The organism is Duganella sp. GW821-FHT07G03, from assembly GCF_059418605.1.
Map to the genome: position 1 here is coordinate 55,428 of NZ_JBWKQE010000009.1, position 25,484 is coordinate 80,911.

The window sequence follows — 25,484 nt, forward strand, 5'->3', positions numbered from 1 at the left end:
GGCACCTGCTTGCCCCGTTTTCTTGCTCCGTTTTCCGATGCCCTCCTTTCTACTCCGCCTGACGATATGCGCCCTGCTGCTCTGCCACTGCGCCGCCCGCGCGCAAGCCGTCGCCTGGCTGTGGGACGAGGCTCTGTTGCCAGCATGGTCGCAGCCTGAAGCGGCGGTCCTGCACCGCCATATCCTGCTAACCGGCGACACCGCCCGCACCCGTCCGCGCATGCGCCAGCCCGCGATGCCCGCTGCCACGCGCGTCACGCCGGTGCTGCATGTGGAAGTGAGCACCGTTAATCCGCCGCAGGATATTGAGGCCAGCCGCGCGATGATCGTGCGGGCGCTGCTCGACGCGGCGGCTGACAGCACCTCCGGCTGGGTGCAGCTGGACATGGAGGCCAAGCCCTCGCAGCGCGAGTTCTATCGTTCGCTGGTCAAACAGCTGCGCGGCGCGCTGCCGCCGCAGATCAAACTGAGTGTGACCGCGCTGGCGTGGTGGTGCCGCTCGCCGGCCTGGCTGGACGGACTGGCCGCCGACGAGGTGGTGCCGATGTTCTTCCGCATGGGCCGGGACAGCGCCAGCATGCGCGCCATCGTCGAACAATCGCCCGCCACGCTGCACGCCAGCTGCCGCGCGGGCAGCGCAGGATTCTCGCCGCAAGAGCCGTTCACGCCGCAAGTCGCGGCCCGCTATCGTAAAACTTATTGGTTCGACCGCCACGCATGGAAGCGCGCCGGCGCGGACCTGTCGCCGCTTTCCAGGAGCTCTCCATGACCACACTACTTCGTCCACTCACCATCGCCGCGGCGCTGCTGGCCTGCGCCAACGCCGGCGCCAGCGGCGGCGGCGCGTGGGATTCCTACGTCAACCGCAGCGGACCCGATATCGCCTTGAACCGCTATCAGGGCGGTGAGCTGGGCATCGTGATGCCCAGCTATGAACGGATGTACATGTACACCGCCTGGCGCAGCGTGCTGCTCGGCGCCGACGGTTTGAAAGCGGCGCCGAATCCGCAAGGCGCCCTGCTGCGGGCCATCGGCAACCGTAATGGTGGTTGGGTCGATGCATCCGAGGGCAAGAAGGTCTATGGCGCATGGCAGGCAGCCATTAACAGCGCGTTGAAGCAGGCGCCGGTCGCGCCCAAGGACGACGACAGCCTGGCCAATGGCTTTGTGACTTGCCCGCTGGGCAGCTACACCTTCGCCACCGCCACGCTGAACGATCTTGCGCGGCGCAGCGACGCCACGCCGGCCCGCCTGAACGCATGGGTGACGACGCAACGCCAGGTCTTCAAATTCTGCGGCGACGACGCTGAAGCGCAGCGCAATCGCTTCGACGGGACCAAGCGCGTGATTCCGGCGCCGGTGGAACTGCCGGCATCGGAAGCGCTGTACTGGCGCCAGATGCAGCAATATCAACTGGCGTCGGCCGCCTTCTACGGCGAGAACTACACGCTGAGCGGCAGCCTGTTCGCCCGAATCGGCGCCACCGACAAGCATCCGCTGCGCCAGTGGGGCGAGTATCTGAGCCTGCGCTCGCAGGCGCGCGCCGCCGTGTTTGTGCCAGGCCCCAATCCGGAACAGGCGATCTGGCAGGAGCGGCTTGACGTCCGGCGCGAAGGTCCGGCCGCCGCGGCGGCACGTTTGGCCGCGGCGCAGAAGAAGCTGGCCAGCATCCAGGCCAGCGCCGATCACATCCTCGCCAATCCCGACCTGTCGTCGCTGCATGAGGCCAGCCGCGCCATCGTGCGCAGCATGCAGGTGCGGCTGACGCCATCGCTGCGCTTCGCGGAGCTGAGCAAACTGCTGGACGACCCGCGCACCAATCCGTATCTGGACGATCATCTGGGCGACTGGCGCGTGTTGGCGAACGACCTGCTGCAAGCGCCGGTCGCCGAACAGGCCGACGCCCGCACCGCCTTGCGCGGCAGCGCAGGCTTTATCGACTGGATGCAGACCATCCAGCAATGCCAGGAGTACCAGGCCAAGCCCGGATGCGCGGTCGAACGCGCGCACGCGGTCACGCTGTGGAACCGCTACGCCAAGGAAGGCAACAAGGCGCAGGCGCGCGCGTGGCTGCTGGCGGCTGTCCTGCTGCCCGAGAAGATGACGCCGGAACTGGAGAAAGCCGCGCTACAAGCGCCAGCCAACACGCCCGAGTACCTGACCATGCGTTACGCGCTGACCCGCCACTACCGCTTGAGCAAGCAGGCCGACAAGGCCCGCGCGATCGCAGACGGCGTGTTGACCGGACCCGCTCTGACCACCAACAATTCGACCAGCGTGCGCAATCAGTTCCTGCAGGAGCGCTTTGCCGTGGCATCGTCGCCGGCGGACGCCGCCAACTATCTGCTGCGCGCCTCAAGCCGCGACCTCGATCCCGATACCGGCGAACTGGCCAAAGCCAGCGAAGAAGCCGGCGCGGCACCAGCCCGTGTGGACATCGCAGCCGACGGCGTCCGCTGGCTCAACAGCGGCCTGTCCACCGCCGACCTGTCCGCGCTGGCCGCGAATCCTAAGCTACCCAAGGCCTTGCGCGTGCAGATCGCCGTCTCCAGCTGGATGCGCGCCGACCTGCTGGGCCAGGACGAAGCAGCGCTGGCCGCCGCTTTGGAGATCGAGCAGAACGCGCCGGCACTGACCGCGGTAATGCAGAAGTACCGCAAGCTGGCGGGCACGCCGGAACACCATTCGTGGATGCTGGTGAACGCCTTGAAATACGGCCTGTCGCCGATGTACAGCTACTCCAGCGCCGACATCGCCGCGCGCGCGCCGGACGACACCCTGGCCGACATGTGGTGCAAGGTGCCGGCCAAGGCCGGCGACAGCTATGGCGAAAACACTGAAGCCGAACACTCGCCGCCGATGCCGGAGCTCGGCAACGCCGCCGCTCGCGATCAGGAGCTGGCGCAGCTGTCCCGCATGAAGACCGCCACCGGCTACTTCGGCGACTTCGTCATGCAGCGCGCCAGCGCCGTGCCCAACGACCCGGAACTGCCGTGGCTGCTGTACGTGACGGTGCAATCGACGCGCGGCGGCTGCCTGGACGCCGACGCCAAGGTGTTGTCGAAGAGCGCCTTCACGCTGCTGCACAAGCGCTACAAGAACAACGAGTGGGCGCGCAAGACACCGTATTTCTATTGAGTGGGATCAAACGCGGGAACAGGCATAGGATTAGCCTGACGAATCTGGAGGAGCGCCATGCAAACCCTGGTCCAATCCCGCGAACACCCGAGCTATGACGACGATCTGGCGCTGTGGATAGACGCCCAAATCCAACTGCTGCTGGATCGCAGGTTCTCCGAGCTGGACATGGAAAACCTGCTCGAGGAGCTCGACGGCATGAAAAAACAGTACGAGCACGAACTGGACAGCCGGCTGACGGTGCTCGTCATGCACCTGCTCAAGTGCCAGTTTCAAAAGGACTATCCGCAAAACAAATGGCGCTCGACGTTGATCGAGCAGCGTTACCGCATCTCACGCTTGCTGAAGACCAGTCCCAGCATGCGGAAGAAAGTCCCGCAATTTGCCGCGGAGTGCTACCCCATCGCCCGCCGCCGCGCCGCCGAGGAGACCGGTCTGAGCGAAGAAGACTTTCCGCCCGGCCTGCCCTATTCCGTCGAGCAGATACTCGATCAGGATTTCATGCCATAACCGCAACACCTGCACAAGCCCGCCTACGCGTTCCTGGAAAGATTAGTTGTCCACATGGAAAGAAACTAAGACCATGAGTGATGCAAAAACGCAACAGAGTGTGCGTTTTACACGTCCATATCTGATTTCTCGTCGCTATGGGTGAAATGGCGCACATTCAATCGTCGGCGAGCCGGGCAGAATGGCAAGGCATACTATTTAACCCTAGCCAGCGTCACCGCCACCATGACTACTCTGATATCTGCCACCTACGCCCTGCAAAGACAGAAAATCGCCGTGGAGCGAACGCTGTATGCGCGTTCGGCGGAAGAGTCCCAGCTGGCGGCCCGCTGGGCGAGCGCGTGGCATAAGTTAGTCCAGCGCAAACTGGACCAGGTCGAAGCCATCTCGCCGCCATTACGCATGGACTACACCGGCTTCAGCATGCAACCCGCACCGCGGGTGCTGCACTAATCAGAAGTTGGCGCGCAGTTGCAGGTATGCCATGCGCGGCGAACCCACCATGCGGCCGGCGTTGCCGTCGACGTTGCGCGTGTAGTAGCGCTGGTCGGCGATGTTGTTGATGCCGGCCATCACTTCATAGCCCGGCTTGCCCGGCATCTTCCAGCTTAATTGCGCATTCCACAGACGGAAACCCGGCACGATGCCGTTGCTGCCGTTCGCCGCTTCCTGCACGGTGTTGGCGGTGTCCGAATACTGCTTGCTTTGATGCGTGGTCGACAGATTGGCCGACCATGTGCCGACCTGGTAACGCGCGCCCAGCGTGTCGGTGTTGCGCGAGTAGAACGGCACGTCCAGCCCCGCCGTGTCGCCCGAATCCTGGATCGCCTTGGTGTAGGTGTAATTTGCGTAGACGTTCAGGCCGGCCAGCGCACTACCATCGCCGAACGTATAGTCGGCCGCAGTTTCGATGCCGTCGTGGTTGGTCGCGCCCAGGTTGCGGAACACGGCGGGCGTGGTGCCCGGCACTTGCAGGATCTGGTTGTCGAACTTGAGCTTGAAGGCGGTGACTTCGGCGTTGACCGCGCCAGTCTTCCAGCGCGCACCCAGTTCGGCCGTCTTGGCCAGTTCCGGCTTCAAGGGATTGGTGGGCGTCTGCGAGTTGAGCTGGGTGTTCTGCACCGGCCCGAATGACGTCGTGTAATTGGCGAACACGGTCAGCGCCCGATTCACCAGGTAGGCCACGTTGAGCGACGGCAGCGCCTTGTTGTTGTCGCTCTCGAAGACCGACTTGGCACTCACGTCCTTGCGCTCCGACTTGATGTGCTCGTAACGCAGGCCCGGCGTGATACGCCATGCGCCCAGGGCGATGCGGTCGTCGATATACACGGCGTGCGCATCGGTGCTGTTGACGAAGGTGGTCGTTGCGCCGTTGACGCCGGTCTTCACAGTCTGGATGAAGCTGTTGTCGTCGCCCCGCTCGCGCAGATAGCGGTAGCCGGCCGTGACGTCGTGCGTCACGCCGCCAGCGGCGAAGCGCTGTGTGTAGCGCGGCTCGACGCCCAGCACTTCATAGTTGCGGGGCTGCCTGGTCAGCTGCGTCTTGGCCGCGTTGATCAACGCGCTTTGACGGAAGCTGTCGCTGTAGTAAGCCTTGACCTCGAATTCCTGCGTGGCCGACAAGGTGTTCAAATAGCCGACATCGGCGCTGCGGCGGTCGCCGCTCCAGTAGTCGGTAGGCCGTGTGTTCTGGAACGGATCGGCGTCGTATTGCGCCACCGTCAAGCCACCCGGCGTGCGCGAATTGACTTCGTAGTAGGACAGCTTGGCGTTCAGCTCGCTATGCGGATTCAGCTGATAACGGAGCTTCAGCGCCAGGTCGTTGACCTTTTCATCGCTGCCTGCGCGCCACTCGGTGCCGGCCATGCCGGAATACAGTACCGCCACGCCCAGCCCGCCCTCCTGCTGGCTACCGACGAAGGCGCTGTACTGGCGGTTCTGGCCGCCGTTATTGAAGTCGTTGTAGCGGAACGAGGCGTCGCCGCTGACGCCCGCCGTATCGGGAATCGAACGGCTGCGGAAGTTGATGATGCCGCCGACGTTCTGCGGACCGTAGCGCACCGCGCCGCCGCCACGCACCACGTCGATCGATTCGATGTTGTTCAGGCTGACCGGCGCGAACGACAGCTGCGGCTGGCCGTATGGCGCCACCGCCAGCGGTATCCCGTCCAACAACACCGTCGAGCGCGGCGAGTAGCGCCCGGTCAGCCCGCGCACGCCGATGTTGAGCGAGATGGCGCTGCCGGCGCTGCCGGAATTGTCGGTGGACTGCACGCCCGGAATGCGGCGCATCACATCGCCGATGTCGGCGGCGCCGCTGTTGTCGATGTCTTCCTTCCTCATCACGGTGCGGGCGCCGGCGAAGTTCTTGACGCTGTTCTGCAAACCCGAACCCAGCCAGCTGCCGGCCACCTGGATAGACTCGATCGGCGTAGCGGCCTCCTGTGCGTGGGCGGACATGGCCAGCAAGGATGCGGCAACAGCGATCAGGGTGGGTTTAAACGGAATGGTGGTCAGCGACATGGTGTGGGTGCGGTGGTGTATCAACGACTCAAATGATAACACTTCTCATTCTCAAATGTAAGCGCGAGGATTTGTTATAATTACCGTCATGTTCAAACTTGCGAAACGTCGAACGCTGCACCTCTGGATCGCCATGCTGGCCGTCCTGTTCAGTGCGCTTGCGCCGACGGTTTCGCGCGCGCTGACGCCGGCCTCGCCATATGGCTACGCCGAAATCTGCTCGATCGACAACCTCAAGAAGTCCCCTGCCCCGGCCGAGCACGCGATGGAACACTGTCCGTACTGTGTCACGCACGGCGGCAGTTTCGCGCTGCTGCCGCAGGCCATGGCCAGTTTCGCCGTCGTCGGCGGCCATGACTACTACCCGCCGCTGTTCTACAGCGCACCAAGGCCGCTGCACAGCTGGAGCGCCGCCAACCCGCGCGGACCGCCCGCCCGTTCCTGATACCCCGCCTTATCCGCTGCCGCCTCGCCGCCCGCCACCAGTGCGCGCCAAGCGGCGGTCATCATCCAAATATCAGGAACACCATGAAACCGACCATGTCTCCACTGGCGCTGGAGCTGCTTGCCGCCTTCTCCACCTTCGCCTGCGCGCAGGACGCGCCGCTTCATCAATTGGGCACCGTGATCATCAGCGGCAACCGTCCGACGTCGCTGCCGACCCAGATCCCGACCACGATCGAAGGCATCACCCAGGCCGAAATCGAACGCACCATCAACGCCACCGACGCCGAAGACGCGTTGAAATACCTCCCCAGCCTGCTGGTGCGCAAACGCTACATCGGCGACTACAACCACGCCGTGCTGTCCACCCGCGCCTCCGGCACCGGCAACAGCGCGCGCTCGATGGTGTACGCCGACGGCATCCTGCTGTCCAACTACCTGGGCAACGGCGCCAGCTTCGCGCCGCGCTGGGGCATGGTCAGCCCGGAGCAGATCGAACGCGTCGATGTGCTGTATGGTCCCTTCTCCGCAGCCTATGGCGGCAACTCGGTGGGCGCGGTGGTCGATTACGTGACCCGCATGCCGACCAAATTCGAAGCACACGCCAAGCTGACGCTGACACGCCAGCCCTTCGAGCTGTATAACACCAGCACCAGTTACCAGGGCAAGCAGGCCAGCATCTCGCTGGGTGACCGTCACGGCGGCTGGTCGTGGTTTGTGGACGTCAACCGCACCGACAGCGAAGGCCAGCCGCTGACCTTCCCAACCAGGGCGCCCAGCGCCGGCAAGCCAGGCAGCGCGGGCATCCCGGTCACCGGCGCGGTCGCGGGCCTGGACCGCAACAACAAGGACTGGTTCATCCTCGGCACCGCCACCCAGTACCACACGGTGCAGGACCAGTTCAAAGGCAAGCTGGCCTACGATATCTCGCCGACGCTGCGCGCCAGCTACACCCTCGGCGTCTGGCGCAACGACTCCGAAGGCCGTCCGGACAGCTATCTGCGCGATGCAGCAGGACGTCCGGTCTACAGCGGCGCGGTCAACATCGCCGGCCGCAGCTACACGCTGGCGCCGACGGACTTCAACCTGTCGAACGAAAATATCCAGCACGTGATGCACGGCCTGACCGTCAAGTCCCACACCAAGGGTGTATTCGACTGGGAAGTCGCGGCCAGCCTGTACGACTACGACAAGGACCAGCTGCGCGCCGCCACCGTCGAGATGCCGGGCGCGCTGGCCGGCGGCGCCGGCCGCATCGTCAACCAGGGCGGCACCGGCTGGAACACCTTGTCCGCCAAGGGCGTATGGCGTCCGAACCCGGCGCACGTGGCGGAATTCGGCTATCAGCGCGAAGCGTATAAATTGTCCAGCATCGAGAACGCCGCCAGCAACTGGATAGCCGGCGCACCCGGCGACCGCAATGCCGCCTTCACCGGCAAGACCGACACCAACAGCCTGTACGCCCAGGACAGCTGGAAGTTTGCACCGCGCTGGAAGACGGTGCTGGGCATGCGCTACGAGCGCTGGAGCGCCCATGACGGCGCCACCTCCAACCGCAGCGTGACGGCGCGGCATCCGGAGCGCAGCGAGAACTACCTGTCGCCAAAAGCCGCGTTGGCATACCAGGCCAGCGACGACTGGGTATTGAAAGCCTCGCTGGGCCGCGCCGTGCGCATGCCCACCGTGTCAGAGCTTTACCAGGGTGGCATCAACGCCGCCGGTGACTTGATCAACAATGATCCGAACCTGAAGCCGGAAAAATCGTGGACCACGGAGCTGACGGCGGAACGCAGGCTGGCCAACGGCTTGCTGCGCCTGACCGCCTTCGGCGAGCGCACCAAGGACGCGCTGTACTCGCAGGTCAATGTGCTGGCGGGATCGAACGTCAGCACCATCCAGAACATCGACCGCATCAACACCAAGGGGCTGGAAGCTGCCTACACGGCGGACGAAGTGTGGGTGCGCGGACTGGCGCTGAGCTCCAGCGTCACCTGGACCGATTCGAAGATCGCCCGCAACGACAAGTTCCCTGCCAGCGTGGGCAAGTGGCAGCCGCGCATTCCGGAATGGCGCGCCACCGGCGTGGCCAGCTACGCCGTGAACGACCAGCTCTCGCTGACGCTGGCCGCGCGCTACAGCGGCAGCCAGTATTCAACGCTCGACAACACGGACGTCAACGGCTTCGCCTACATGGGCGGCAGCAAATACTTCACGACCGACGTGCGGGCGCGCTACCGCATCAATCGCCAGTGGAGCGCGGCGTTCGGCATCGATAACCTCAACAACTATAAGTACTGGAACTTCCACCCGTATCCGCAACGGACCTACGTGGCTGAATTGAAGTTCGATCTCTAAGCCCGCCCCGCGCAGGCGCAATCGTTTTTTCGATTGCGCCTGCTCCACCATTTAAACATTCATGTGATATACTTCTTTACGTCAAAACCACACATGGACCGCAAAATGCTCAGCACCGAACAAAAAGCCATCATCAGCGCCACCGTCCCTATCCTGGAACAAGGCGGCGAAGCCTTGACCCGTCACTTCTACCTGACGCTGTTCCGCGACTTCCCGCAAGTGAAGCCGATCTTCAACCAGGCCAACCAGGCCGACGGCAACCAGCAACGCGCACTGGCCAATGCGGTGCTGATGTACGCGAAGAATATCGACCGGCTGGAGCAACTGGGCCCGCTGGTATCGACCATCGTCAACAAGCACGTATCGCTGCAAATCCAGCGCGAACACTATCCTATGGTCGGCGCATCGCTGCTGAAGGCGATCCGCGAAGTGTTGGGCGCCGAAATCGCCACCGATGCCGTCATCGACGCATGGGGCGCAGCCTACGGCCAACTGGCCGACATCCTGGCCGGCGCGGAACAAAGCGTCTACGAGAAGAACGAGGCGGCGGAAGGCGGCTGGAGCGGCGCTCGCGAATTCAAGGTGGTCTCGAAGACCGTCGAAAGCGACGAAGTCACCTCCTTCATCATGCAGCCGGCCGATGGCGGCAAAGTGGTGGCCCATGTGCCGGGCCAGTACATCGGCCTGCTGATCGACGTGAACGGCGACGAACAACGGCGTCAATACTCGCTGTCCGCCGCCAGCAATGGCAACAGCTACCGCATCAGCGTCAAGCGCGAGCCGGGCGGCGCGGTGTCCAACTTCCTGCACGACCATGTCAACGTTGGCGACCACCTGAAACTGGTGCCGCCGTCGGGCGACTTCACGCTGGCCGACAGCGACAAGCCACTGGTGCTGATCAGCGGCGGCGTCGGCATCACGCCGACCCTGGCGATGCTGACGGCGGCGCTGGACACCGGACGCCCGATCCACTTCATCCACGCGGCCCGCAACGCCAGCGTGCACGCCTTCCGCGAGCACATCGACACGCTGGCGGCGCAGCACCCGCAGCTGCAACGCTTCTACTGCTACGAGGCAGCCAACGACAGCGGCCCGCAACCGCATGCCACCGGCTACATCAACCGGCAGCAGTTGAACGCATGGCTGCCGGAGACGCGCGACGTTGAAGCCTACTTCCTCGGCCCCACGCCGTTCATGAAGGCGATCAAGTCGCACCTGCTGGAGCTGGGCGTGCCGCAAGCGCAAACCTACTACGAGTTCTTCGGTCCCGCCGAAGCATTGACCAGTTAAACCTGCCAACCGTGGACAAGCTGGAGGGGATGTCCGTAGGTCCACGGTTGGCTACTGATCCCCATCAAGAAAATAATTGATCTGGATCAAAGAAATTGCAGTTCGAGGTCACTACCATGGGCTTATCGTCCAAAAAATAAGAGTAGGAAATCATGAATATCTCGATCGAACGCAACAATTGCGCCGAGTGCGAGCATCGCATGACGTGCGTCGGCGCCGCCGCCGGCAATCGGGACGCCAGCCAACGCATACGCATTGCCCGCCACGACATCCTGTACCAGGCCGGCGACGCAGTCAGCGATCACATTTTCAACATCCGCTCCGGCAGCTTCAAGGTATTGCGCGCCGCGTCGCAACAACCGGCGCAGATTATCGGCTTCGCGCTGGCGCCGGACTTCCTCGGCCTCGATGCGCTGGACCGCGAGCGGCACGCCAACACCGTCATCGCGCTGGAAGACAGCGAGGTATGCAGCATCAACTGGAACCGGCACGCCTTCGAAGGGCGCCGACGCCCGGTGATGCGCGCCAGCCTGCACGCCCTGCTCAGCCGCGAGATCCGCCGCGAACAGCGCGCCGCCCTCATGCTGCGCAATACCCAGGCCGAGCAACGCATGGCCGACCTGCTGCTGTCGCTGTCGCAGCGCCGCGTCGAATTCGGCCACGTGGCCGAGCAGTTCCGGCTGCCGATGTCGCGCTGCGATATCGCCAGCTACCTGGGCGTGACCGCCGAATGCGTCAGTCGCCTGCTGCTGCAGTTCCGGCAACGCGCCCTGTTCGAGCTGCGGCGCCGGGACATCAGGCTGCTGGACCTGTCGGCGCTGCACCGCATGGCGATCGGCAGCGCGCTGGAGCCGGCAATGGTGGCGTCATGACCGCGCTGGAATTGGCCCAATGCCAGCTTGGCAGCCAGGTGCAACTGGCACGCGGCGAGCACCTGTTCCAGATGGGCGCCGCAGCCGACGGTGAACTGTATTTGGTGCGCAGCGGCCACTTGAAGATCTACCAGCCCTGCGGCGACGGCGTGCAGCGCATCATCGACTTCACCCGCCCCGGCGACTGGCTGGGCGTTGATACGATAGGCGAACAGTATCGGCACGCGTCCGCCCAGGCATTGACGGACTGCCAGGTGGATGTGGTGCAGTACCGGCATCTGGCCGAGTTGATGGACGAGGAGCCGTATAGCTGCGACCTGTTCAGCGCGATGTTGAGCCGCGAGATCGACCGCCAGCAGCTGGCCGCCGCCATCCTGCGCAGCGCCGGCGCCTGCCAACGTATCGTGATGTTCCTGCTGCAGCGCGCCGGGCCGGCGCCGCAGGCGCCGATGCTGGAACCCCACTCGCCGCTGCCGATGTCGCGCCAGGACATCAGCGACTACCTGGGCCTGACTCCGGCCACCGTCAGCCGCACGCTCAGTTCCCTCAAGCGCAAGGGCTGGATATCGCTCGGCCAGCGCGGCTTTGTGGTGCAATCCCGCCCCGCGCTGGAGCGGTTGGCGGCCGGGGCGCCGTTGGCCATCGCGCCCCACGCCGCCTGACGCAGCGTCACACCGCCGATTTGGGGCGGCGCCTGCGGGTGGTGATGCTCTCGCGGTTCAAGCCCCAGTTGTCGGTCTCCACCTCGTCGATGATGACGAAGGTGGTCGCCGGGTCCTTGTCCAGCACGCGGGTCAGCAGGTCGGTGACGCCCTCGATCAGCTCCAGCTTCTGGGCCGCCGTTACGCCTTCATTGGTCACGCGGATGTTCACGTATGGCATGGCGCGGTTCCTTACCAGGTGCCGGCGGTGGCGCCGCCGTCGACCGGCAGCACGACGCCGCTGGTGAAACCGGATTCGGTCAGATACAGCACCGCCTCCACCACATCCTTCACACCGCCCATTTCGCCGCTCGGCGACAGCGCCTTCAGGAACGTGCGGGTGCCTTCGTCCTTGCCGTGCATCGGCGTATCGATAATGCCGGGAGCAACCGCGTTGACCTTGACATTGGAAGCGGCCAGTTCCAGCGCCAAGCCGCGCGTGGCGTTATTCAAGCCGCCCTTGATCAGGATCGGCAGCAGCGCCGGCACCTTGGCGGTCGGCTGCAGCGCCAGGCTGGCGGTGATGGTGACGATATGGCCGGAGCGGTTGGCGCTCATATGCTGCGCCGCCGCCTGCGATGGGTAGAAGAAGCCCATCAGATTGGTGTTGACGATGGTTTGCACTTCTTCCTGCGTGTAGTCGCCGACCGGCTTGGCGATGAAGATGCCGGCGTTGTTGATCAGGACATCAACCTTGCCGAAAGCCGCAACGGCGCGCGCGAACAACTCCTTGGCGGTCGCCGGATCGGCGATGTCGCCCGCCACCGGCAGGAAGTTGGATGGATTGCCCCACTGCGCGGCGGCGGTCTGCAGGCGGTCCAGCGTGCGGGCGTTGCCGACCACGTTGTAGCCGCGTTTCAGGTAAGCCTCGGCGATGGCGAAGCCGATGCCGCTCGATGCGCCGGTGACGATAACTGTTTTCATGATGATGCTCCTTGGGGTTTCTGGTTGCGGCGTTCAGCGACGCCATGCAGATCACTATACTTATGACTTCGAGGTTGATAAATGAGCTGCAGTGCAAGATAATTGATACACAATGTAATCAATGAGTGTAATCAATGAGTGTCATCAATGAGGCCGACATGAAGCGCAATTTCGACGATGTCCTGCTGGGCAGCATAGAGCTGTTCTGCTTTGCGGCGGAACTGGGCAGCTTTACCGCAGCCGCCACGGCGGCCAGCGTGACGCCGGCGGCGGTCAGCCGTTCCATCGCCAGGCTGGAGGAACGGCTGGGCGTACGCCTGTTCGTGCGCACCACGCGCCAGATCCGCCTGACAGACGGCGGCCGTCACTATTTCGAGCAATGCCGGCAAGCGTTGTCGCTGCTGACGGACGCCGAGCGCCAGGTCACGGGCGGCCAGGCCAAGCCGGCCGGCGCGCTGCGCATCAGCGCGCCGACGCCGTATGCCCATTACCGGCTATTGCCATTACTGGGGGAGTTCCGCCGAAAGTACCCGGACGTGACGCTGGATATCCACGTCAGCAACCGCAACATCGACTTTGCCGACGAAGGCTACGACCTGGCGATACGCGGGCGGGCGCCGGCCGATTCGAGCCTCATCGCGCGCAAGCTGGAAGACGCGGAGCTGGTGCTGGTCGCCTCGCCCGCCTACCTGAAACGCCACGGCAAGCCGCGCAAGCTGGAGGACCTGCACCAGCATGAATGCATACAGTTCGAGCTGCCCAGCACCGGCAAGCGCATTCCGTGGCAGTTCATGCAGGACGGCGTGGCGATCGACATGCCGACCAACGGTGGCTTGTGCTGCTCGGAGGACGTGCTGGGCATCGTCACGCTGGCGCGCGCCGGCGCGGGACTGGTGCAGACCTACCGCTACATCATCGAACAGGACCTGGCGCGCGGCGATCTGGTCGAACTGCTGCCGCAACACGGCGGCACGTCGCGGCCCTTTATCCTGCTGTATCCGCACGCGCGCCACCTGTCGCTGCGGGTGCGCACCTTTGTCGACTTCCTGGTGGCCAAGCTGCCGGGCCACTAGGCCAGGCTGTCCGCGAAGGCGCTGCGGGCCGGATGATGCAGCACGTCCTTGCGCCAGACCAGCAGCGTTTCGACCTGGGCGATGTGCGGCGGCAGCGCGTGCTGGCGTATGGTCTTGGCCAGCTTGCGCTGGTTGAGCACCTCCTTGGGCATCAGCGCCACGCCCATGCCGGCGGCCACGCAGCCGATGATCGCTTCAAAGGTGCCAAATTCCGACACCCGCGCCGGCGCCACGCCGCCCTCGGCAAACCAGGCCTCCAGCCGGCGGCGGTAGGTGCAGCCGGTGCGGAACACCAGCAGGTTGCGCCGCGCCAGCTCCTGCGGCGACGTCACCGGCGCATGGCCGTGGCAGGTAATCAGCACCAGTTCCTCCTCAAACACCGGCAGCTGCTCAAGTTCCGCGTGCTGCACCGGACCGGCCACCAGGGCCACGTCCAGCCGGTGTTTCAGGACGCCGTCCAGCAGCTGGTCGGTGGGCGCGGTGTCCAGTATCAGATCCACACGCGGGTGCTTGCGGTTGAAGGCGGCCAGCACTTGCGGCAGCCGCGCTGCCGCCGTGGTCTCCATCGAACCGATGCGCAGTTGGCCGGACGGCTTCTGATCCGGCTGCATCGCGGCCTGCGCCTCCTCCGCCAACTGCAGCAGGCGATCGGCATAGGCCAGCAGGCGCGAGCCTTCGACGGTGATTTGCAGTTTGCGGCCGGAGCGATGGAACAGCGGCACGCCCAGCGACTCCTCCAGCTGCGTCAACCGCGCCGAGACGTTGGACTGGACGCGGTTCAGCCGGGCGGCGGCCAGCGTGACGCTGCCCTCTTCGGCAACCGCTTTAAAGATGCGCAAGGCGGAGAGTTCCATGGTCGATTCTTAAAATGAGATAGATGACTTCATTATTATTCATTTTTTGAAATAGTCAAACCATCCTATAGTTCAGTCATGAAAACCGACCGCGCCCCCTCCCTGGCCATCCTGCTCGCATGCAGCTTCGCCTTTATCATCGTCCAGCTGGACGTCACCATCGTCAACGTCGCCCTGCCGCAGATAGGCCGCGAGCTGGGCGCGGACGTAACGGACCTGCAATGGGTGGTGGACGCCTACACCCTGGGCTTTGCCGTCTTCCTGCTGTCGGCCGGCGCGCTGGGCGACAAGTTCGGCTCGCGCCGCACCTTCCTGACCGGTTTCGCGCTGTTCACGGCGGCCTCGCTGGCCTGTGCGATGGCGTCCGGCGCCACCGCCCTCAATATCGCCCGCGCGCTGCAAGGCGCCGGCGCCGCGCTTCTGGTGCCCAGTTCACTGGCCATCCTCAACGCCACCTACGCCGACGACAAAGCCATGCTGGCCAAGGCCATCGCCTGGTGGACCGCCGCCGGCGGCATGTCGATTGCGGCCGGGCCGGTGCTGGGCGGCCTGCTGCTGTCGGTGGCGGGCTGGCGCAGCATTTTCTGGGTCAATATTCCGATCTGCGTTATCGGCTTCTGGCTGACCTGGCGCGTGGTGCCGGCGTTGGCCGGCCGCGATCCGCATCGTTCGCTGGACCTGGCCGGACAGCTGCTGGCCATCGTCGCGCTGACCGGCTTGATCGGCGCCGTCATCGAGTTTGAATCGCTGGGTTGGTCGCATTGGATGGTGCGCGGCGGCTTGGTTGCGGCGCTTGTGGCCGGAGCGCTGTTCATCGGCGTCGAAGCGCGCAGCAAGTCGCCCATGCTGCCCCTGGCGCTGTTCCGCAGCGCGCCCTTCTCCGGCGCGGTGCTGTTCGGCGTGTTGATGAATTTTTCATACTACGGCGTGATCTTTGTGCTCAGCTTTTACCTGCAAAAAGTGCGCGGCTTCGGCGTGCTGCACGCCGGACTGGTGTTCCTGCCGCTGACGGCCACCTTCATCCTGTCCAACATCGTCAGCGGCTGGATGACACCGCGCACCGGGCTGCGCACGCCCATGATCTTGGGCGCCTTCATTGGCGCCAGCGGCTACGCGCTGCTGGGCTGGTGGGGCATATCGAACGACGCCAGCTTCCTGCAAATGCTGCCAGGCCTGGCGCTGATCCCGGCCGGCATGGGCCTGGCGGTGCCGGCGATGACCACGTCCATCCTGTCCGGCGTGGAGCGGCGCCAGGCCGGCACCGCGTCGGCGGTGTTGAACACGGCGCGGCAGGTCGGCGGCGCGGTCGGCGTGGCGATCTTCGGCGCACTGGTGGCCGGCGGCGCCACCGGCCACATCCTCGGCGGCATCCAGCTGGCGATGGCGGTATCGAGCGGCCTGCTAGTGCTAGCCGGGCTGCTGGCTTTTGCGTGCATCCGCCCCGCCGCCGCGACCGCTACGCCCCGCCCGTTCCGTACACTCGAAGTTCAGCCTCGGTAGAGGCGCAAATCTGTCATACTTGTGTTTTTTCGCTGGCATGAATAGATGGACCCGAGACGAGAACACGTGCGCCGCTTGCTACAGGTGGACGCCCACATCAGCGACATGGATGGTAAAAACTACGTCGTTACCCAGATCATCGACATTTCCCGCATGGGCGTGGCCTTCCTCAGCGATCATCCGCTGCCGGCGGACACCAACCATGTGCTGACGTTCTGTTTTCCCGGCAGTTCCGTACAAAACAAGGTCACGCTGACGGTGCTGCACAGCGCCTTGATCGGAACCCACGGCCGCTATCGCAACGGCGCGCGCTTCCTGGCCATTCCCGACCTGGCGGCCGAATTAATTTTCGAATATCTCACCAGCGCGCCCGAAGCCTAAAACCAGCTGCCACGCCCGCCGTGCTATGATTTTCCGCTTGTGTCACCACGCGGAAAAGCCCAGGATGTGGATCGTTCAAATCGCCTTGCGGCGCCCTTACACCTTTATCGTGATGGCGCTGTTGATACTGTTGTCCACGCCGCTGGTGCTGACCAAGATGGCGACCGACATTTTCCCGGAAATTAATATCCCCGTCGTCAGCGTGATCTGGCAGTACGGCGGCCTGTCCGCGCAGGAGATGGGCCAGCGCGTCGCCAATTCGACGGAGCGCAGCCTGACCACCACGGTCAATGACATCGAGCATATCGAGTCGCAATCGCTGGCCGGTTCGTCGGTCATCAAGATCTTCTTCCAGCCGGAAGCCAATATCCAGACCGCGATCGCGCAGGTGGTGGCGATCTCCCAAGCGCAGCTGCGCCAGCTGCCGCCGGGGATGCAGCCGCCGTTGATCATCAAGTACTCCGCCTCCAGCATCCCGGTGATCCAACTGGGCCTATCCAGCCCGTCGATGACCGAGCAGGCGATGTTCGACACCGCCGTCAACTTCCTGCGCCCGCAACTGGTCACCATTCCCGGCGCGGCCGTGCCCTACCCTTACGGCGGCAAATCGCGCCTGGTGTCGGTGGACCTGGACACCAAGGCGCTGCAAGCCAAGGGACTGACGCCGACCGACGTGGTGGCCGCCGTCAACGCGCAGAACCTGATCCTGCCATCGGGCACCGCCAAGATAGGGGCCACGGAATTCAACGTCAGCATGAACGGCTCGCCCGACACCATCGCGGGCTTGAACCAGCTTCCGGTGCTGAGCAAGAACGGCAGCATCACCTATCTGTCCGAAGTCGCGCGGGTGCGCGACGGCTTTTCGCCGCAGACCAATATTGTGCGCCAGAACGGCGAGCGCGGCGTACTGCTGTCGGTGCTGAAGAACGGCGGCTCGTCGACGCTGGACATCGTCAACACGCTCAAGGGCCTGCTGCCGAAGGCGATGCAGTCGCTGCCGGCGGAACTGAAGATCACGCCGCTGTTCGACCAGTCGCTGTTCGTCAAGGCCGCGATCAGCGGCGTGGTGCGCGAAGCCATCATCGCCGCCGCGCTGACCGCCGCCATGATCCTGCTGTTCCTCGGGAACTGGCGCAGCACCTGCATCATCGCCGTGTCGATCCCGCTGTCCATCCTGTCGTCCATCCTGGTGCTGTACATGCTCGGCGAGACCATCAACATCATGACGCTGGGCGGGCTGGCGCTGGCGGTCGGCATCCTGGTGGACGACGCCACCGTCACCATCGAGAACATCGAGCGCCACCTGCACCAGGGCTCGGACCTGCACCAGGCCATCATGGAAGGCGCCGGCGAGATCGCGGTGCCGGCGCTGGTGTCCACGCTGTGCATCTGCATCGTGTTCGTGCCGATGTTCTTCCTGACCGGCGTGGCGCGCTACCTGTTCGTGCCGCTGGCCGAGGCGGTGGTGTTTGCGATGATCGCGTCCTACATCCTTTCGCGCACGCTGGTGCCGACCATGGTCATGCTGATGATGGACCATGCGCCTTCGCCTGTCGACGCGAAGCCGAACATGCTGCAACGGGTCTACCTGCGCTTCGACGCCGCGTTCGAGCGCTTCCGCGGCGGCTACATCATCATCCTCTCCACGCTGCTGACGCACCGCAAGCGCTTCGGCGGCGCCTTCCTGCTGTTCTGCGTGCTGTCGCTCGGACTGGTGTTCGCCATCGGCCGCGACTTCTTCCCGAGCGTGGATTCGGGCCAGGTCCGCCTGCACATGCGCATGCCGACCGGCACCCGCATCGAGGAAACCGCGCGCGTCACCGACGAGGTGGAGAAAGTCATCCGCGAGGTGATCCCCAAGGACGAGCTGCAAACCATCCTCGACAACCTCGGCACGCCGTACAGCAGCATCAATCTCTCGTACAGCAACGCCGGCACCATCGGCACGCTGGATGCGGAGATCCTGATGTCGCTGCACGAGGATCATCGTCCGTCGCAGGTCTACATCGACCGCTTGCGGCGCGAGCTGCCCAGGCGCTTCCCCGGCGTGGAGTTCTTCTTCCAGCCGGCCGACATCGTCACGCAGATCCTCAACTTCGGCCAGCCGGCGGCGGTCGACATCCAGATCGCCGGCAGGGACCTGGCCAGCAACTACCAGCTCGCCGCGCAGCTGATGAAGCAGATCAGGCAAGTGCACGGCGCGGTCGATGTCCACATCCAGCAGCGCATGGACCTGCCGACGCTGGGCCTGAACATGGATCGCGGCCAGATGAAGCAACTGGGGCTGAACCCGATCGACGTGGCGCAGAACCTGCTGGTGACGCTGTCCGGCAGCTCGGTGACGCAGCCGGCGTTCTGGCTCAATCCCGGCAACGGCGTGGTGTACAGCGTGGCGGTGCAAACGCCGCAGTACCGCATCGACGACCTGGATGCGCTGCTGCGCACGCCGGTACGCGGCGCCGGCACGCCTGGCGCCGTGGGCGACGGCACCGGCGCCACCCAGCAATTGAGCAGCCTGGTGACGGTGTCGCCATCGACCCAGCCGGCCATCGTCTCGCACTACAACCTGACGCCGGTGATCGACATCTTCGTCAGCGTTGAAGGCCGCGACCTGGGCGCCACCTCGGCCGACATCCAGAAGCTGGTGGACCAGATGGACACCAAACTACCGCGCGGCAGCAAGATCAACCTGCGCGGCCAGGTCGAGACCATGCATTCATCCTTCATCGGCCTGGGCGTCGGTCTGTTGATGGCGATTGTGCTGGTCTACCTGCTGATCGTGGTGAACTTCCAATCCTGGGTGGACCCGTTCATCATCATCACCGCGCTGCCGGCGGCGCTGGCGGGCATCGCCTGGATGCTGTTCCTGACCGGGACCACGCTCAGCGTGCCGGCGCTGACCGGCGCCATCATGACCATGGGCGTGGCCACCGCCAACTCGATCCTGATGGTGTCGTTCGCGCGGCAGCGCCTCAACGACGGCCTGCCGCCGCTGTCGGCCGCGCTGGAAGCCGGCGCCACGCGCATCCGGCCGGTGCTGATGACGGCGCTGGCCATGATCATCGGCATGGTGCCAATGGCCATTGGCATGGGCGAAGGCGCCGAGCAGAATGCGCCGCTGGGCCGCGCCGTCATCGGCGGCCTGCTGTTCGCCACCGTCTCCACCTTGCTGTTCGTGCCTATCGTCTTTGCGGGCGTCCACCGCTATCTGGAACACCGCGCCGCGCGCCGGCTTCCGTCCACCCCTGCCGTCGCAGAAGGGAATACCTGACATGTCCGAAAAACGCCACGCCACGCTTGGCATTCATCACACGCCGGAGGATGGCGCGCATCACCATCCGCATCGCGGGCCTATCCTCAAGCGCGCCAAACTGGCGGGCCTGATCGCCATCGTCTTGCTGCTGGCGGGCGGTGCCGCCACGCTGGCGCAGCGCGCCGTGCATGCGAACGCGCTGGCGGCGGCCACCACCGAATTGAACCAGCAATATGTGCTCGTCACCAGCGCCAAGGCGGCGCCGGGCGGCGAGCCGCTCTCCCTTCCCGGCACGCTTCAGGGCATCATCGAATCGCCCATTTATGCGCGCAGCAGCGGCTACGTGCTGCGCTGGACCAGGGACATCGGCGCCCGCGTCGACAAGGGCGACGTGCTGGCGGAGATCGATACGCCGGAAGTGGACCAGCAGCTATCGCAAGCCGTGGCGGCGCGCCAGCAGGCGGCGGCCAGCCTGGAACTGGCCAAAAGCTCGGCCGAGCGCTGGGAAGCCTTGCGCAAAAAGGACGCCGTCACGCAGCAGGAGCTCAATGAGCGCAGCAGCGCCTACACGCAGGCGCAAGCCAACCTGGCGGCGGCCGACGCCAATATGCGCCGTTTGCAGAAAACAGGGGACTTCAAGCGCGTGGTCGCGCCGTTTTCCGGCGTGATCACCAGCCGCACCGTGGACGTCGGCGATTTGATCAACGGCGGCAATGGCGGCGCGGACCGGGCGCTGTTCCGGCTGGCGCAGGTGGATCCGCTGCGTGTGTACGTGTATGTACCGCAGACCTACGCCCAGCGCATCAAGATCGGCGACCGCGTCACGGTGACGCAGGCCGAGCTGACCGGCCAGAAGTTCGGCGGGACGGTGGTGCGCACGGCGGGCGCCATCGACGCGGCCACGCGCACCATGCAGATCGAGATCAACCTGCCGAACAAGGACAACGCGCTGCTGGCCGGCGCCTATGTGCAGGTGGCCTTGCCGATCAGCGGCAGCTCGAATGCGCTGCTGGTGCCATCCAACGTGCTGCTGTTCCGGCCGGAGGGGCCGCGTGTGGCGGTGGTCGGCGGCGATGGCAAGGTCAAGCTGCAGGCCATCACGCTTGGGCATGACCTCGGCAATAAGATGGAGGTGCTGGGCGGATTGACCACGGCCGAGCGGCTGGTGCTCAATCCGGCGGACTCGCTGGCCGACGGCGACGTGGTGCAGGTCAAGCAGGCCAAGGCCGATGCCGGCGCCGGCGCGGCCGGGAAGGCATCGCGATGAGACTGCGCCGCGCACTCGGCGCGCTCGGCGCGATCACCGGCGCGCTGCTGGCCGGCTGCGCCAGCGCTCCCGTCTACGAGAAGCCGTCCATCGACCTGCCGGCGATGTGGCAATCGTCCGCCCCCTTCCTCGCCGCCATGCCCGACGATGCACGACTAAAGGGCAACTGGTGGGAAGTCTTCGGCGATGCACAGCTCAACCAGTTGGCGCAACAGGCGCTGGCGCATAACCAGGGCCTGGCCGGCGCCGCGGCGCGGCTGGCCCAGGCGCGTTCGCAGGTGACGGTCAGTTCGGCCGGCCTGTTCCCGCAAGCCGGCCTGCAAGCCGGGGCGGCGCGGCAGAAGACGTCGGCCAATCGTCCACTGGCCGCGTACAACGCCACCAGTCAATCGGTCGTTCAAGACAATTACCAGCTTGGCTTTGCCGTCACCTACGAAGCCGATTTGTTCGGCCGCGTGCGCGGCGGGGTGCAGAGCGCGCGCGCCTCCGCCGAGCAGGCGGCGGCCGACTTTGAGAACGTCCGGCTGGTGCTGTGCTCCGAACTGGCCGCCGACTATTTCAACCTGCGCGAGCTGGATGCGGAAGTCGATGTGCTTAAGCAGGGCATCGTCTTGCAGCAGAAAGCCTACGATTTCATCCAGGCCCGGCACGAACTAGGCGCCGCCACCGGCCTCGATCTGGCGCAACAGCAGTCGCTGCTGGACGCCAGCAAGACCCAGCTGGAACTGCTGCACAGCCAGCGTTCGCAATACGAACACGCCATCGCCACGCTGACCGGCACGCCGGCGCCCTCCTTCACGCTGCCGTCCGCCGTGGTGGCGCTGACGCCGCCGTCGCTGCCGGTCGGCCTGCCGTCGGACGTGCTGCAACGGCGGCCGGACGTGGCCGCCGCCGAGCGCGCGGTGGCCGCCGCCAACGCCAACATCGGCGTCGCCCGCGCCGCCTGGTTCCCGTCCGTGACGCTGCTATCGAGCGGGGGCTGGGACAGCAACCAGATGAGCAAGCTGTTGCAAGCGCCTAGTCTGCTGTGGTCGCTCGGCGCGGCCGTCACCCAAACCCTGTTCGACGCCGGCAAGAGCGACGCCACCGTGGCCATCGCCCAGGCCGGCTATACGGGGGCGGTCGCCAGCTACCGCCAAAGCGTACTGGTGGCGATGCAGGAAGTCGAGGACGGCATGTCCGGCCTGGCGGCGCTGGGCCGCGCCCACGCACTGTCCGAGGCCAGCGTGCGCAGTGCGCGGCGCGTGCTGGAGCTGGCCAACGACCGTTACGCCGGCGGCGTCGAAACCTACTTCGACGTCATCACCGCCCAGCAGACGCTGCTCAACAACCAGCGCCTGGCCGCGCAGATACGCGGCAAGCAGATGGTCGCCTCGGTCTACCTGGTCAAGGCGCTGGGCGGCGGCTGGACTACCAACCGATATCCCTGAGCAGCGGGAAACTCAGGTCGCGCGGCGGGCTCACCTCGTGCGTCAGGTCGCCGTTGATGGACGGCTCCATCAGCAGGTTGGGGAAAGCGCTGACATCGTAGTGCGACACGGACGATCCCGGCTGATTGGGATTGGGCGCGTACATCAGCACCCGGCCCGCCGCATCGGTGCCCGCGCGGATCGCCAGGTTCACGCCGAGGTTGGCATAGACGCCTGAATGCGTGCGCGAGCGCGTCGCCAACGCAGCCTTGAGCCGAATGCCATCGTCCAGCGTGATGCGTACGGCAGGGATCACGATGCCGGGATCGGTGCCGCCCAAGCCGGGCGGCGGCGCGCCGGCGGTGTTGTCGGCGATGATCACGCCGATGGCGCCGGCAACCTGGGCGTTCCTGACCTTGACCACGAAGGTGCAGCTGCCGCGATCGATCAGCGCGATCTTGCCGTTGACCGCCAGCGCGTTGGCCGGCGACAGCGGCGTGCAGGCCAGGCCCCGGTCGGGCGGCGTGTCGACGACCGGCATCACCTCGCCGGTCACGCCGGGACTGGCCAGCGGCGGCCCGAAGCTGGCAGTGCCGACCTGGATGATGCCGGCGATGCCGGCCGGCGCCAACACCGTCACCACCGGCGTGCCCTGTTGCAGCACCGTCTGCGCGGCCTGCTTGACGAACGCCCCGTTCCACACCAGCTTGCCGGACTTGAGGGCGGACGCTGCGCGTTCGGTGTCGCTCATGTCCTTCCACAACTTGCCGGTGCTGGTGTCCAGCAGGAAGTAGTCCCAGATGCTGGGGACACCGTCCAGTTGCTCGCCGGTTTCGTCGTCGGTGTAGGTCTGGAAGCCGAGGCCATGGCCGAACTCATGCAGCAGCACCGTCACCAGGTCGACCTCGGCGCCATGGCTATCGTCCAGGCCGAGATAGAACGGCGCGCCGGTCAGACAGCCCGGCTGGCCCAGGTTGACGTTGAAGCGGGCGCGGATGTCCGGCGTGGTGGGATCGGCGTCCACGCCGAGGTACTTGTTGGTCTCCGCCTTGCTGAACCAGGCGTTGGCGACCGGCGCGCCGGGAAAGTCCCTGAATGCTTCCAGCGCGCCGGCCGAGCCCAGCACCGCGCCGCCGTCGTTGCACGGCAGCGCTTCCCAAGTCGCCAGGATGCGGATCGGCACGGTGCTGGTCAACGTGCCGCCCCACTTGCTGGCGGCGGCCTGGAAGGCGTTCAGCCGTTGCGCGCCCAGCGTGGTGCCGGCGTTGCCGCCGACCGGAGCGACCGGCGAGGCGTCGTTGAAGCCGACGCCGGCCGGGTCGCCGTTGACGATGATGATGGTCGCGGCGGCCCAGGCCGACGAGGTGCACAGCAGCGCCACTGCTGTCATGAAGGCTGGCAAGATGCGCTTCATTTCTGCTCTCCTTGGGCGGCGGGATTCTTGTGCACCGAATACTGGGTATGCGCTTCATCGAGCACCACGCCGACGCCGCCGTGCGGCGGATGGATCGTCGCCGGTCGGGCGGAACGCGCTCTAGGCCCTGCCGCGCTGGCGCGGATTGCCTTGTCCAGCTCGGCGGCCTGGTCCTGGCTGGGGCTGCCCAGCTTGCCGGTAGCGGGATCTTTGTACGCCTTGAGCCCGCCGGCGGCGGCCGCCTGTTGTGGCGGCGCCTGCTGCGTGACAACATTCACATGCGGGAAGGTCATCAGTCCATTGTCCGGCGCGGCCTGCGCCGACGTTGCCGCCAACGCCAGGCCGCATATGGCCAACCGTCCCCCCGGCCGCCGCGCCCGCAACGCGCCCGCCAGCCCGCACAAACCCAGCGCGATCAACGCCACCGTGCCGGGAACAGGTATCGCGGTCGCGTTCACGCTGACGGAATCGATGCCGATGTAGTCGCCGTGGATGCTGGTGTCATCGACCACGTAACGGAAGGCGAACCTGCCGCTGGCAGGCGCCGTCAAGCCAGCGACCGTGATGGCGTGGTCGACCCAGCCGGTATCGGAGGCAGAGTCGAAGCTGCCCAGCAGATTGAAGCCGCCCAGGTTGGTGCTGGCGCCGCCCGTGCTCAGGTACACCTGGACCGTGTCCAGGAAGCCTTCTCCCAGCAAGCGCAAAGCGAAGTTCAGCGACTCGCCGTTGAACAAGGCCAGCTCCGGCGTCAGCAGCCAGTTGTTGATCGCGCCGCCGAAGCCGGCGTTGTTGAGGTTGGCCGCGACATAGGCATTGGCCGGACCGGCGGCCGCCGCGAAGATTGCGGGATCGCCCTGGAACCAGGAAGTGCTGCCGGGCGGAGAACTGTTGTTCACCAACACCCAGCCGTTGGCGGGCAAGGTCGTGATGTCGTTGAAGCTTTCGCTGAGCAAGGGCGCAGCGGAAGCGGAGACGGTACAACCAGCGGCGACTGCAAGCAGCCCCGCCCAGCGTTTAATCAAGTCCATGTCTATCCTCATGATGAGAAGGTGGAATCGGAAACCTCATTGGTACGGCTCAACTTGCCTTGATTAGATCGATTCAATACTCATCAGTTCCCGCGTCGGCAAAAAAAATCCGGCGCGGTGGCCGGATTATTTGGGGAATCTTTCCGCTCAGATGTTCAGCTGACAGTCGTGTTTATCACCATCCCGGCCTTCAACGTCAACGTCACCGGCGTCTTCTCGGCGATTTCGGCCATGCGGTTTTTTTGTTCGGCGTCCAGCGCGCCGGTGAACGACAGCGTGCGCTTGACCATCATGGCGCCATCGTCGCCGTGGCTCAGGTGCAGGCCGACATCGAGCGCGTCCAGCGGCCATTGCTTGCGGTCGGCGTACATGCGCAGCGTGATGGCGGTGCACGCGCCCAGGCCCGCCAGCACGAAATCGTAGGGCGCCGGACCGCTGTCGCGCCCGCCGTTGCGCTCAGGCTCATCGCCGACCAGCGCGTGGCCGCTGACCTCGAGGGTGGTTTGATAACTGTCCTTGCCGATATGTGCGGTGCCGCGTGCCATGTG

Annotated in this window: 22 protein-coding genes; 15 read left to right on the forward strand and 7 right to left on the reverse strand. The window is 65.3% G+C overall.

Translation table 11 applies throughout. The annotated features are described in order from the left end of the window. Positions 1 to 37: 37 nt before the first annotated feature. The 4 genes from AC07OK_RS13975 to AC07OK_RS13990 all read left to right on the forward strand — a co-directional run bounded on the left by AC07OK_RS13975 (position 38) and on the right by AC07OK_RS13990 (position 4,101). Complete coding sequence (locus tag AC07OK_RS13975; RefSeq protein ID WP_494690863.1) at positions 38 to 769, forward strand: hypothetical protein; 732 nt, start codon at positions 38 to 40, stop codon at positions 767 to 769. After that, positions 766 to 3,138, forward strand: coding sequence for a hypothetical protein (locus AC07OK_RS13980; protein WP_494690864.1), 2,373 nt, complete (start codon positions 766 to 768; stop codon positions 3,136 to 3,138). Before AC07OK_RS13975 ends, AC07OK_RS13980 begins: the two co-directional genes overlap by 4 nt. Before the next feature lie 57 nt (positions 3,139 to 3,195). Next, positions 3,196 to 3,648, forward strand: coding sequence for a DUF29 domain-containing protein (locus AC07OK_RS13985; RefSeq protein WP_494690865.1), 453 nt, complete (start codon positions 3,196 to 3,198; stop codon positions 3,646 to 3,648). A gap of 225 nt (positions 3,649 to 3,873) precedes the next feature. After that, positions 3,874 to 4,101 (forward strand): hypothetical protein, encoded by a 228-nt coding sequence (locus AC07OK_RS13990; protein WP_494690866.1) that lies wholly within the window; start codon positions 3,874 to 3,876, stop codon positions 4,099 to 4,101. Here the strand turns inward: AC07OK_RS13990 and AC07OK_RS13995 are convergent, their stop codons facing one another. Continuing rightward, positions 4,102 to 6,171 carry a TonB-dependent receptor family protein gene (locus tag AC07OK_RS13995; RefSeq protein WP_494691015.1) on the reverse strand — a complete coding sequence of 690 codons (2,070 nt, stop codon included), beginning with the start codon at positions 6,169 to 6,171 and terminating at the stop codon, positions 4,102 to 4,104. Positions 6,172 to 6,259: 88 nt separating this feature from the next. Here AC07OK_RS13995 and AC07OK_RS14000 point away from each other — a divergent pair, with 88 nt between their 5' ends. From AC07OK_RS14000 to AC07OK_RS14020, 5 genes are all read left to right on the forward strand, one after another. Continuing rightward, positions 6,260 to 6,616 (forward strand): DUF2946 domain-containing protein, encoded by a 357-nt coding sequence (locus AC07OK_RS14000; RefSeq protein ID WP_494690867.1) that lies wholly within the window; start codon positions 6,260 to 6,262, stop codon positions 6,614 to 6,616. 83 nt (positions 6,617 to 6,699) lie between these two features. Beyond that, entirely contained in the window at positions 6,700 to 8,970 is a 2,271-nt protein-coding gene (locus AC07OK_RS14005; protein WP_494690868.1) for a TonB-dependent receptor, read from the forward strand. Positions 8,971 to 9,075: 105 nt separating this feature from the next. After that, positions 9,076 to 10,260 carry an NO-inducible flavohemoprotein gene (gene hmpA / locus AC07OK_RS14010; protein ID WP_494690869.1) on the forward strand — a complete coding sequence of 395 codons (1,185 nt, stop codon included), beginning with the start codon at positions 9,076 to 9,078 and terminating at the stop codon, positions 10,258 to 10,260. Positions 10,261 to 10,412: 152 nt separating this feature from the next. After that, entirely contained in the window at positions 10,413 to 11,132 is a 720-nt protein-coding gene (locus AC07OK_RS14015) for a Crp/Fnr family transcriptional regulator (RefSeq protein WP_494690870.1), read from the forward strand. Next, a complete protein-coding gene (locus AC07OK_RS14020; RefSeq protein WP_494690871.1) occupies positions 11,129 to 11,794 on the forward strand; it encodes a Crp/Fnr family transcriptional regulator in 666 nt (221 codons plus the stop codon). The genes AC07OK_RS14015 and AC07OK_RS14020 overlap by 4 nt, the downstream gene beginning before the upstream one ends. A gap of 7 nt (positions 11,795 to 11,801) precedes the next feature. Here AC07OK_RS14020 and AC07OK_RS14025 read toward each other — a convergent pair whose 3' ends face one another. Both AC07OK_RS14025 and AC07OK_RS14030 read right to left on the reverse strand, forming a co-directional pair. Next, positions 11,802 to 12,014 carry a 2-hydroxymuconate tautomerase family protein gene (locus AC07OK_RS14025; RefSeq protein WP_494690872.1) on the reverse strand — a complete coding sequence of 71 codons (213 nt, stop codon included), beginning with the start codon at positions 12,012 to 12,014 and terminating at the stop codon, positions 11,802 to 11,804. Positions 12,015 to 12,025: 11 nt separating this feature from the next. After that, complete coding sequence (locus tag AC07OK_RS14030) at positions 12,026 to 12,757, reverse strand: SDR family NAD(P)-dependent oxidoreductase (RefSeq protein WP_494690873.1); 732 nt, start codon at positions 12,755 to 12,757, stop codon at positions 12,026 to 12,028. A 158-nt stretch (positions 12,758 to 12,915) separates the two neighbouring features. Between AC07OK_RS14030 and AC07OK_RS14035 the strand changes: the two genes are divergently transcribed. Continuing rightward, complete coding sequence (locus tag AC07OK_RS14035; protein WP_494691016.1) at positions 12,916 to 13,830, forward strand: LysR family transcriptional regulator; 915 nt, start codon at positions 12,916 to 12,918, stop codon at positions 13,828 to 13,830. Here the strand turns inward: AC07OK_RS14035 and AC07OK_RS14040 are convergent. Then, positions 13,827 to 14,684, reverse strand: a complete 858-nt coding sequence (locus AC07OK_RS14040) for a LysR family transcriptional regulator (RefSeq protein ID WP_494690874.1) — start codon at positions 14,682 to 14,684, stop codon at positions 13,827 to 13,829. The genes AC07OK_RS14035 and AC07OK_RS14040 overlap by 4 nt on opposite strands. A 78-nt stretch (positions 14,685 to 14,762) precedes the next feature. Here AC07OK_RS14040 and AC07OK_RS14045 point away from each other — a divergent pair, with 78 nt between their 5' ends. From AC07OK_RS14045 to AC07OK_RS14065, 5 genes are all read left to right on the forward strand, one after another. Further along, positions 14,763 to 16,184, forward strand: a complete 1,422-nt coding sequence (locus AC07OK_RS14045) for an MFS transporter (protein WP_494690875.1) — start codon at positions 14,763 to 14,765, stop codon at positions 16,182 to 16,184. Positions 16,185 to 16,229: 45 nt separating this feature from the next. Further along, positions 16,230 to 16,565: a PilZ domain-containing protein gene (locus AC07OK_RS14050; RefSeq protein WP_494690876.1), complete on the forward strand. Its 336-nt coding sequence runs from the start codon at positions 16,230 to 16,232 to the stop codon at positions 16,563 to 16,565. Positions 16,566 to 16,629: 64 nt separating this feature from the next. Further along, entirely contained in the window at positions 16,630 to 19,836 is a 3,207-nt protein-coding gene (locus AC07OK_RS14055; protein WP_494690877.1) for an efflux RND transporter permease subunit, read from the forward strand. A 1-nt stretch (position 19,837) separates the two neighbouring features. Then, a complete protein-coding gene (locus tag AC07OK_RS14060) occupies positions 19,838 to 21,085 on the forward strand; it encodes an efflux RND transporter periplasmic adaptor subunit (protein ID WP_494690878.1) in 1,248 nt (415 codons plus the stop codon). After that, positions 21,082 to 22,515: an efflux transporter outer membrane subunit gene (locus tag AC07OK_RS14065; RefSeq protein ID WP_494690879.1), complete on the forward strand. Its 1,434-nt coding sequence runs from the start codon at positions 21,082 to 21,084 to the stop codon at positions 22,513 to 22,515. Before AC07OK_RS14060 ends, AC07OK_RS14065 begins: the two co-directional genes overlap by 4 nt. Here the strand turns inward: AC07OK_RS14065 and AC07OK_RS14070 are convergent. The 3 genes from AC07OK_RS14070 to AC07OK_RS14080 form a co-directional block, all read right to left on the reverse strand. Next, the gene (locus AC07OK_RS14070; RefSeq protein ID WP_494690880.1) at positions 22,496 to 23,908 is read right to left on the reverse strand and encodes a PA domain-containing protein; all 1,413 of its coding nucleotides are present in this window, start codon (positions 23,906 to 23,908) and stop codon (positions 22,496 to 22,498) included. The two genes, AC07OK_RS14065 and AC07OK_RS14070, sit on opposite strands and share 20 nt — an antisense overlap. Further along, positions 23,905 to 24,936 (reverse strand): choice-of-anchor J domain-containing protein, encoded by a 1,032-nt coding sequence (locus AC07OK_RS14075; RefSeq protein WP_494690881.1) that lies wholly within the window; start codon positions 24,934 to 24,936, stop codon positions 23,905 to 23,907. The genes AC07OK_RS14070 and AC07OK_RS14075 overlap by 4 nt, the downstream gene beginning before the upstream one ends. Before the next feature lie 155 nt (positions 24,937 to 25,091). Further along, positions 25,092 to 25,481, reverse strand: coding sequence for an OsmC family protein (locus AC07OK_RS14080; protein WP_494690882.1), 390 nt, complete (start codon positions 25,479 to 25,481; stop codon positions 25,092 to 25,094). Positions 25,482 to 25,484 lie beyond the last annotated feature (3 nt).

What these genes read in the sequence shown, in the direction of transcription:
- AC07OK_RS14025 (WP_494690872.1), bottom strand. Translation starts at nt 12,014, where the DNA reads ATGCCATACGTGAACATCCGCGTGACCAATGAAGGCGTAACGGCGGCC.
- AC07OK_RS13975 (WP_494690863.1), top strand. Translation starts at nt 38, where the DNA reads ATGCCCTCCTTTCTACTCCGCCTGACGATATGCGCCCTGCTGCTCTGC.
- AC07OK_RS14060 (WP_494690878.1), top strand. Translation starts at nt 19,838, where the DNA reads ATGTCCGAAAAACGCCACGCCACGCTTGGCATTCATCACACGCCGGAG.
- AC07OK_RS13980 (WP_494690864.1), top strand. Translation starts at nt 766, where the DNA reads ATGACCACACTACTTCGTCCACTCACCATCGCCGCGGCGCTGCTGGCC.
- AC07OK_RS14000 (WP_494690867.1), top strand. Translation starts at nt 6,260, where the DNA reads ATGTTCAAACTTGCGAAACGTCGAACGCTGCACCTCTGGATCGCCATG.
- AC07OK_RS14070 (WP_494690880.1), bottom strand. Translation starts at nt 23,908, where the DNA reads ATGAAGCGCATCTTGCCAGCCTTCATGACAGCAGTGGCGCTGCTGTGC.
- AC07OK_RS14080 (WP_494690882.1), bottom strand. Translation starts at nt 25,481, where the DNA reads ATGGCACGCGGCACCGCACATATCGGCAAGGACAGTTATCAAACCACC.
- AC07OK_RS14005 (WP_494690868.1), top strand. Translation starts at nt 6,700, where the DNA reads ATGAAACCGACCATGTCTCCACTGGCGCTGGAGCTGCTTGCCGCCTTC.
- AC07OK_RS13990 (WP_494690866.1), top strand. Translation starts at nt 3,874, where the DNA reads ATGACTACTCTGATATCTGCCACCTACGCCCTGCAAAGACAGAAAATC.
- AC07OK_RS14065 (WP_494690879.1), top strand. Translation starts at nt 21,082, where the DNA reads ATGAGACTGCGCCGCGCACTCGGCGCGCTCGGCGCGATCACCGGCGCG.
- AC07OK_RS14075 (WP_494690881.1), bottom strand. Translation starts at nt 24,936, where the DNA reads ATGGACTTGATTAAACGCTGGGCGGGGCTGCTTGCAGTCGCCGCTGGT.
- AC07OK_RS14020 (WP_494690871.1), top strand. Translation starts at nt 11,129, where the DNA reads ATGACCGCGCTGGAATTGGCCCAATGCCAGCTTGGCAGCCAGGTGCAA.
- AC07OK_RS13985 (WP_494690865.1), top strand. Translation starts at nt 3,196, where the DNA reads ATGCAAACCCTGGTCCAATCCCGCGAACACCCGAGCTATGACGACGAT.
- AC07OK_RS13995 (WP_494691015.1), bottom strand. Translation starts at nt 6,171, where the DNA reads ATGTCGCTGACCACCATTCCGTTTAAACCCACCCTGATCGCTGTTGCC.
- AC07OK_RS14045 (WP_494690875.1), top strand. Translation starts at nt 14,763, where the DNA reads ATGAAAACCGACCGCGCCCCCTCCCTGGCCATCCTGCTCGCATGCAGC.
- AC07OK_RS14040 (WP_494690874.1), bottom strand. Translation starts at nt 14,684, where the DNA reads ATGGAACTCTCCGCCTTGCGCATCTTTAAAGCGGTTGCCGAAGAGGGC.
- AC07OK_RS14015 (WP_494690870.1), top strand. Translation starts at nt 10,413, where the DNA reads ATGAATATCTCGATCGAACGCAACAATTGCGCCGAGTGCGAGCATCGC.
- AC07OK_RS14055 (WP_494690877.1), top strand. Translation starts at nt 16,630, where the DNA reads ATGTGGATCGTTCAAATCGCCTTGCGGCGCCCTTACACCTTTATCGTG.
- hmpA (WP_494690869.1), top strand. Translation starts at nt 9,076, where the DNA reads ATGCTCAGCACCGAACAAAAAGCCATCATCAGCGCCACCGTCCCTATC.
- AC07OK_RS14050 (WP_494690876.1), top strand. Translation starts at nt 16,230, where the DNA reads ATGGACCCGAGACGAGAACACGTGCGCCGCTTGCTACAGGTGGACGCC.
- AC07OK_RS14030 (WP_494690873.1), bottom strand. Translation starts at nt 12,757, where the DNA reads ATGAAAACAGTTATCGTCACCGGCGCATCGAGCGGCATCGGCTTCGCC.
- AC07OK_RS14035 (WP_494691016.1), top strand. Translation starts at nt 12,916, where the DNA reads ATGAAGCGCAATTTCGACGATGTCCTGCTGGGCAGCATAGAGCTGTTC.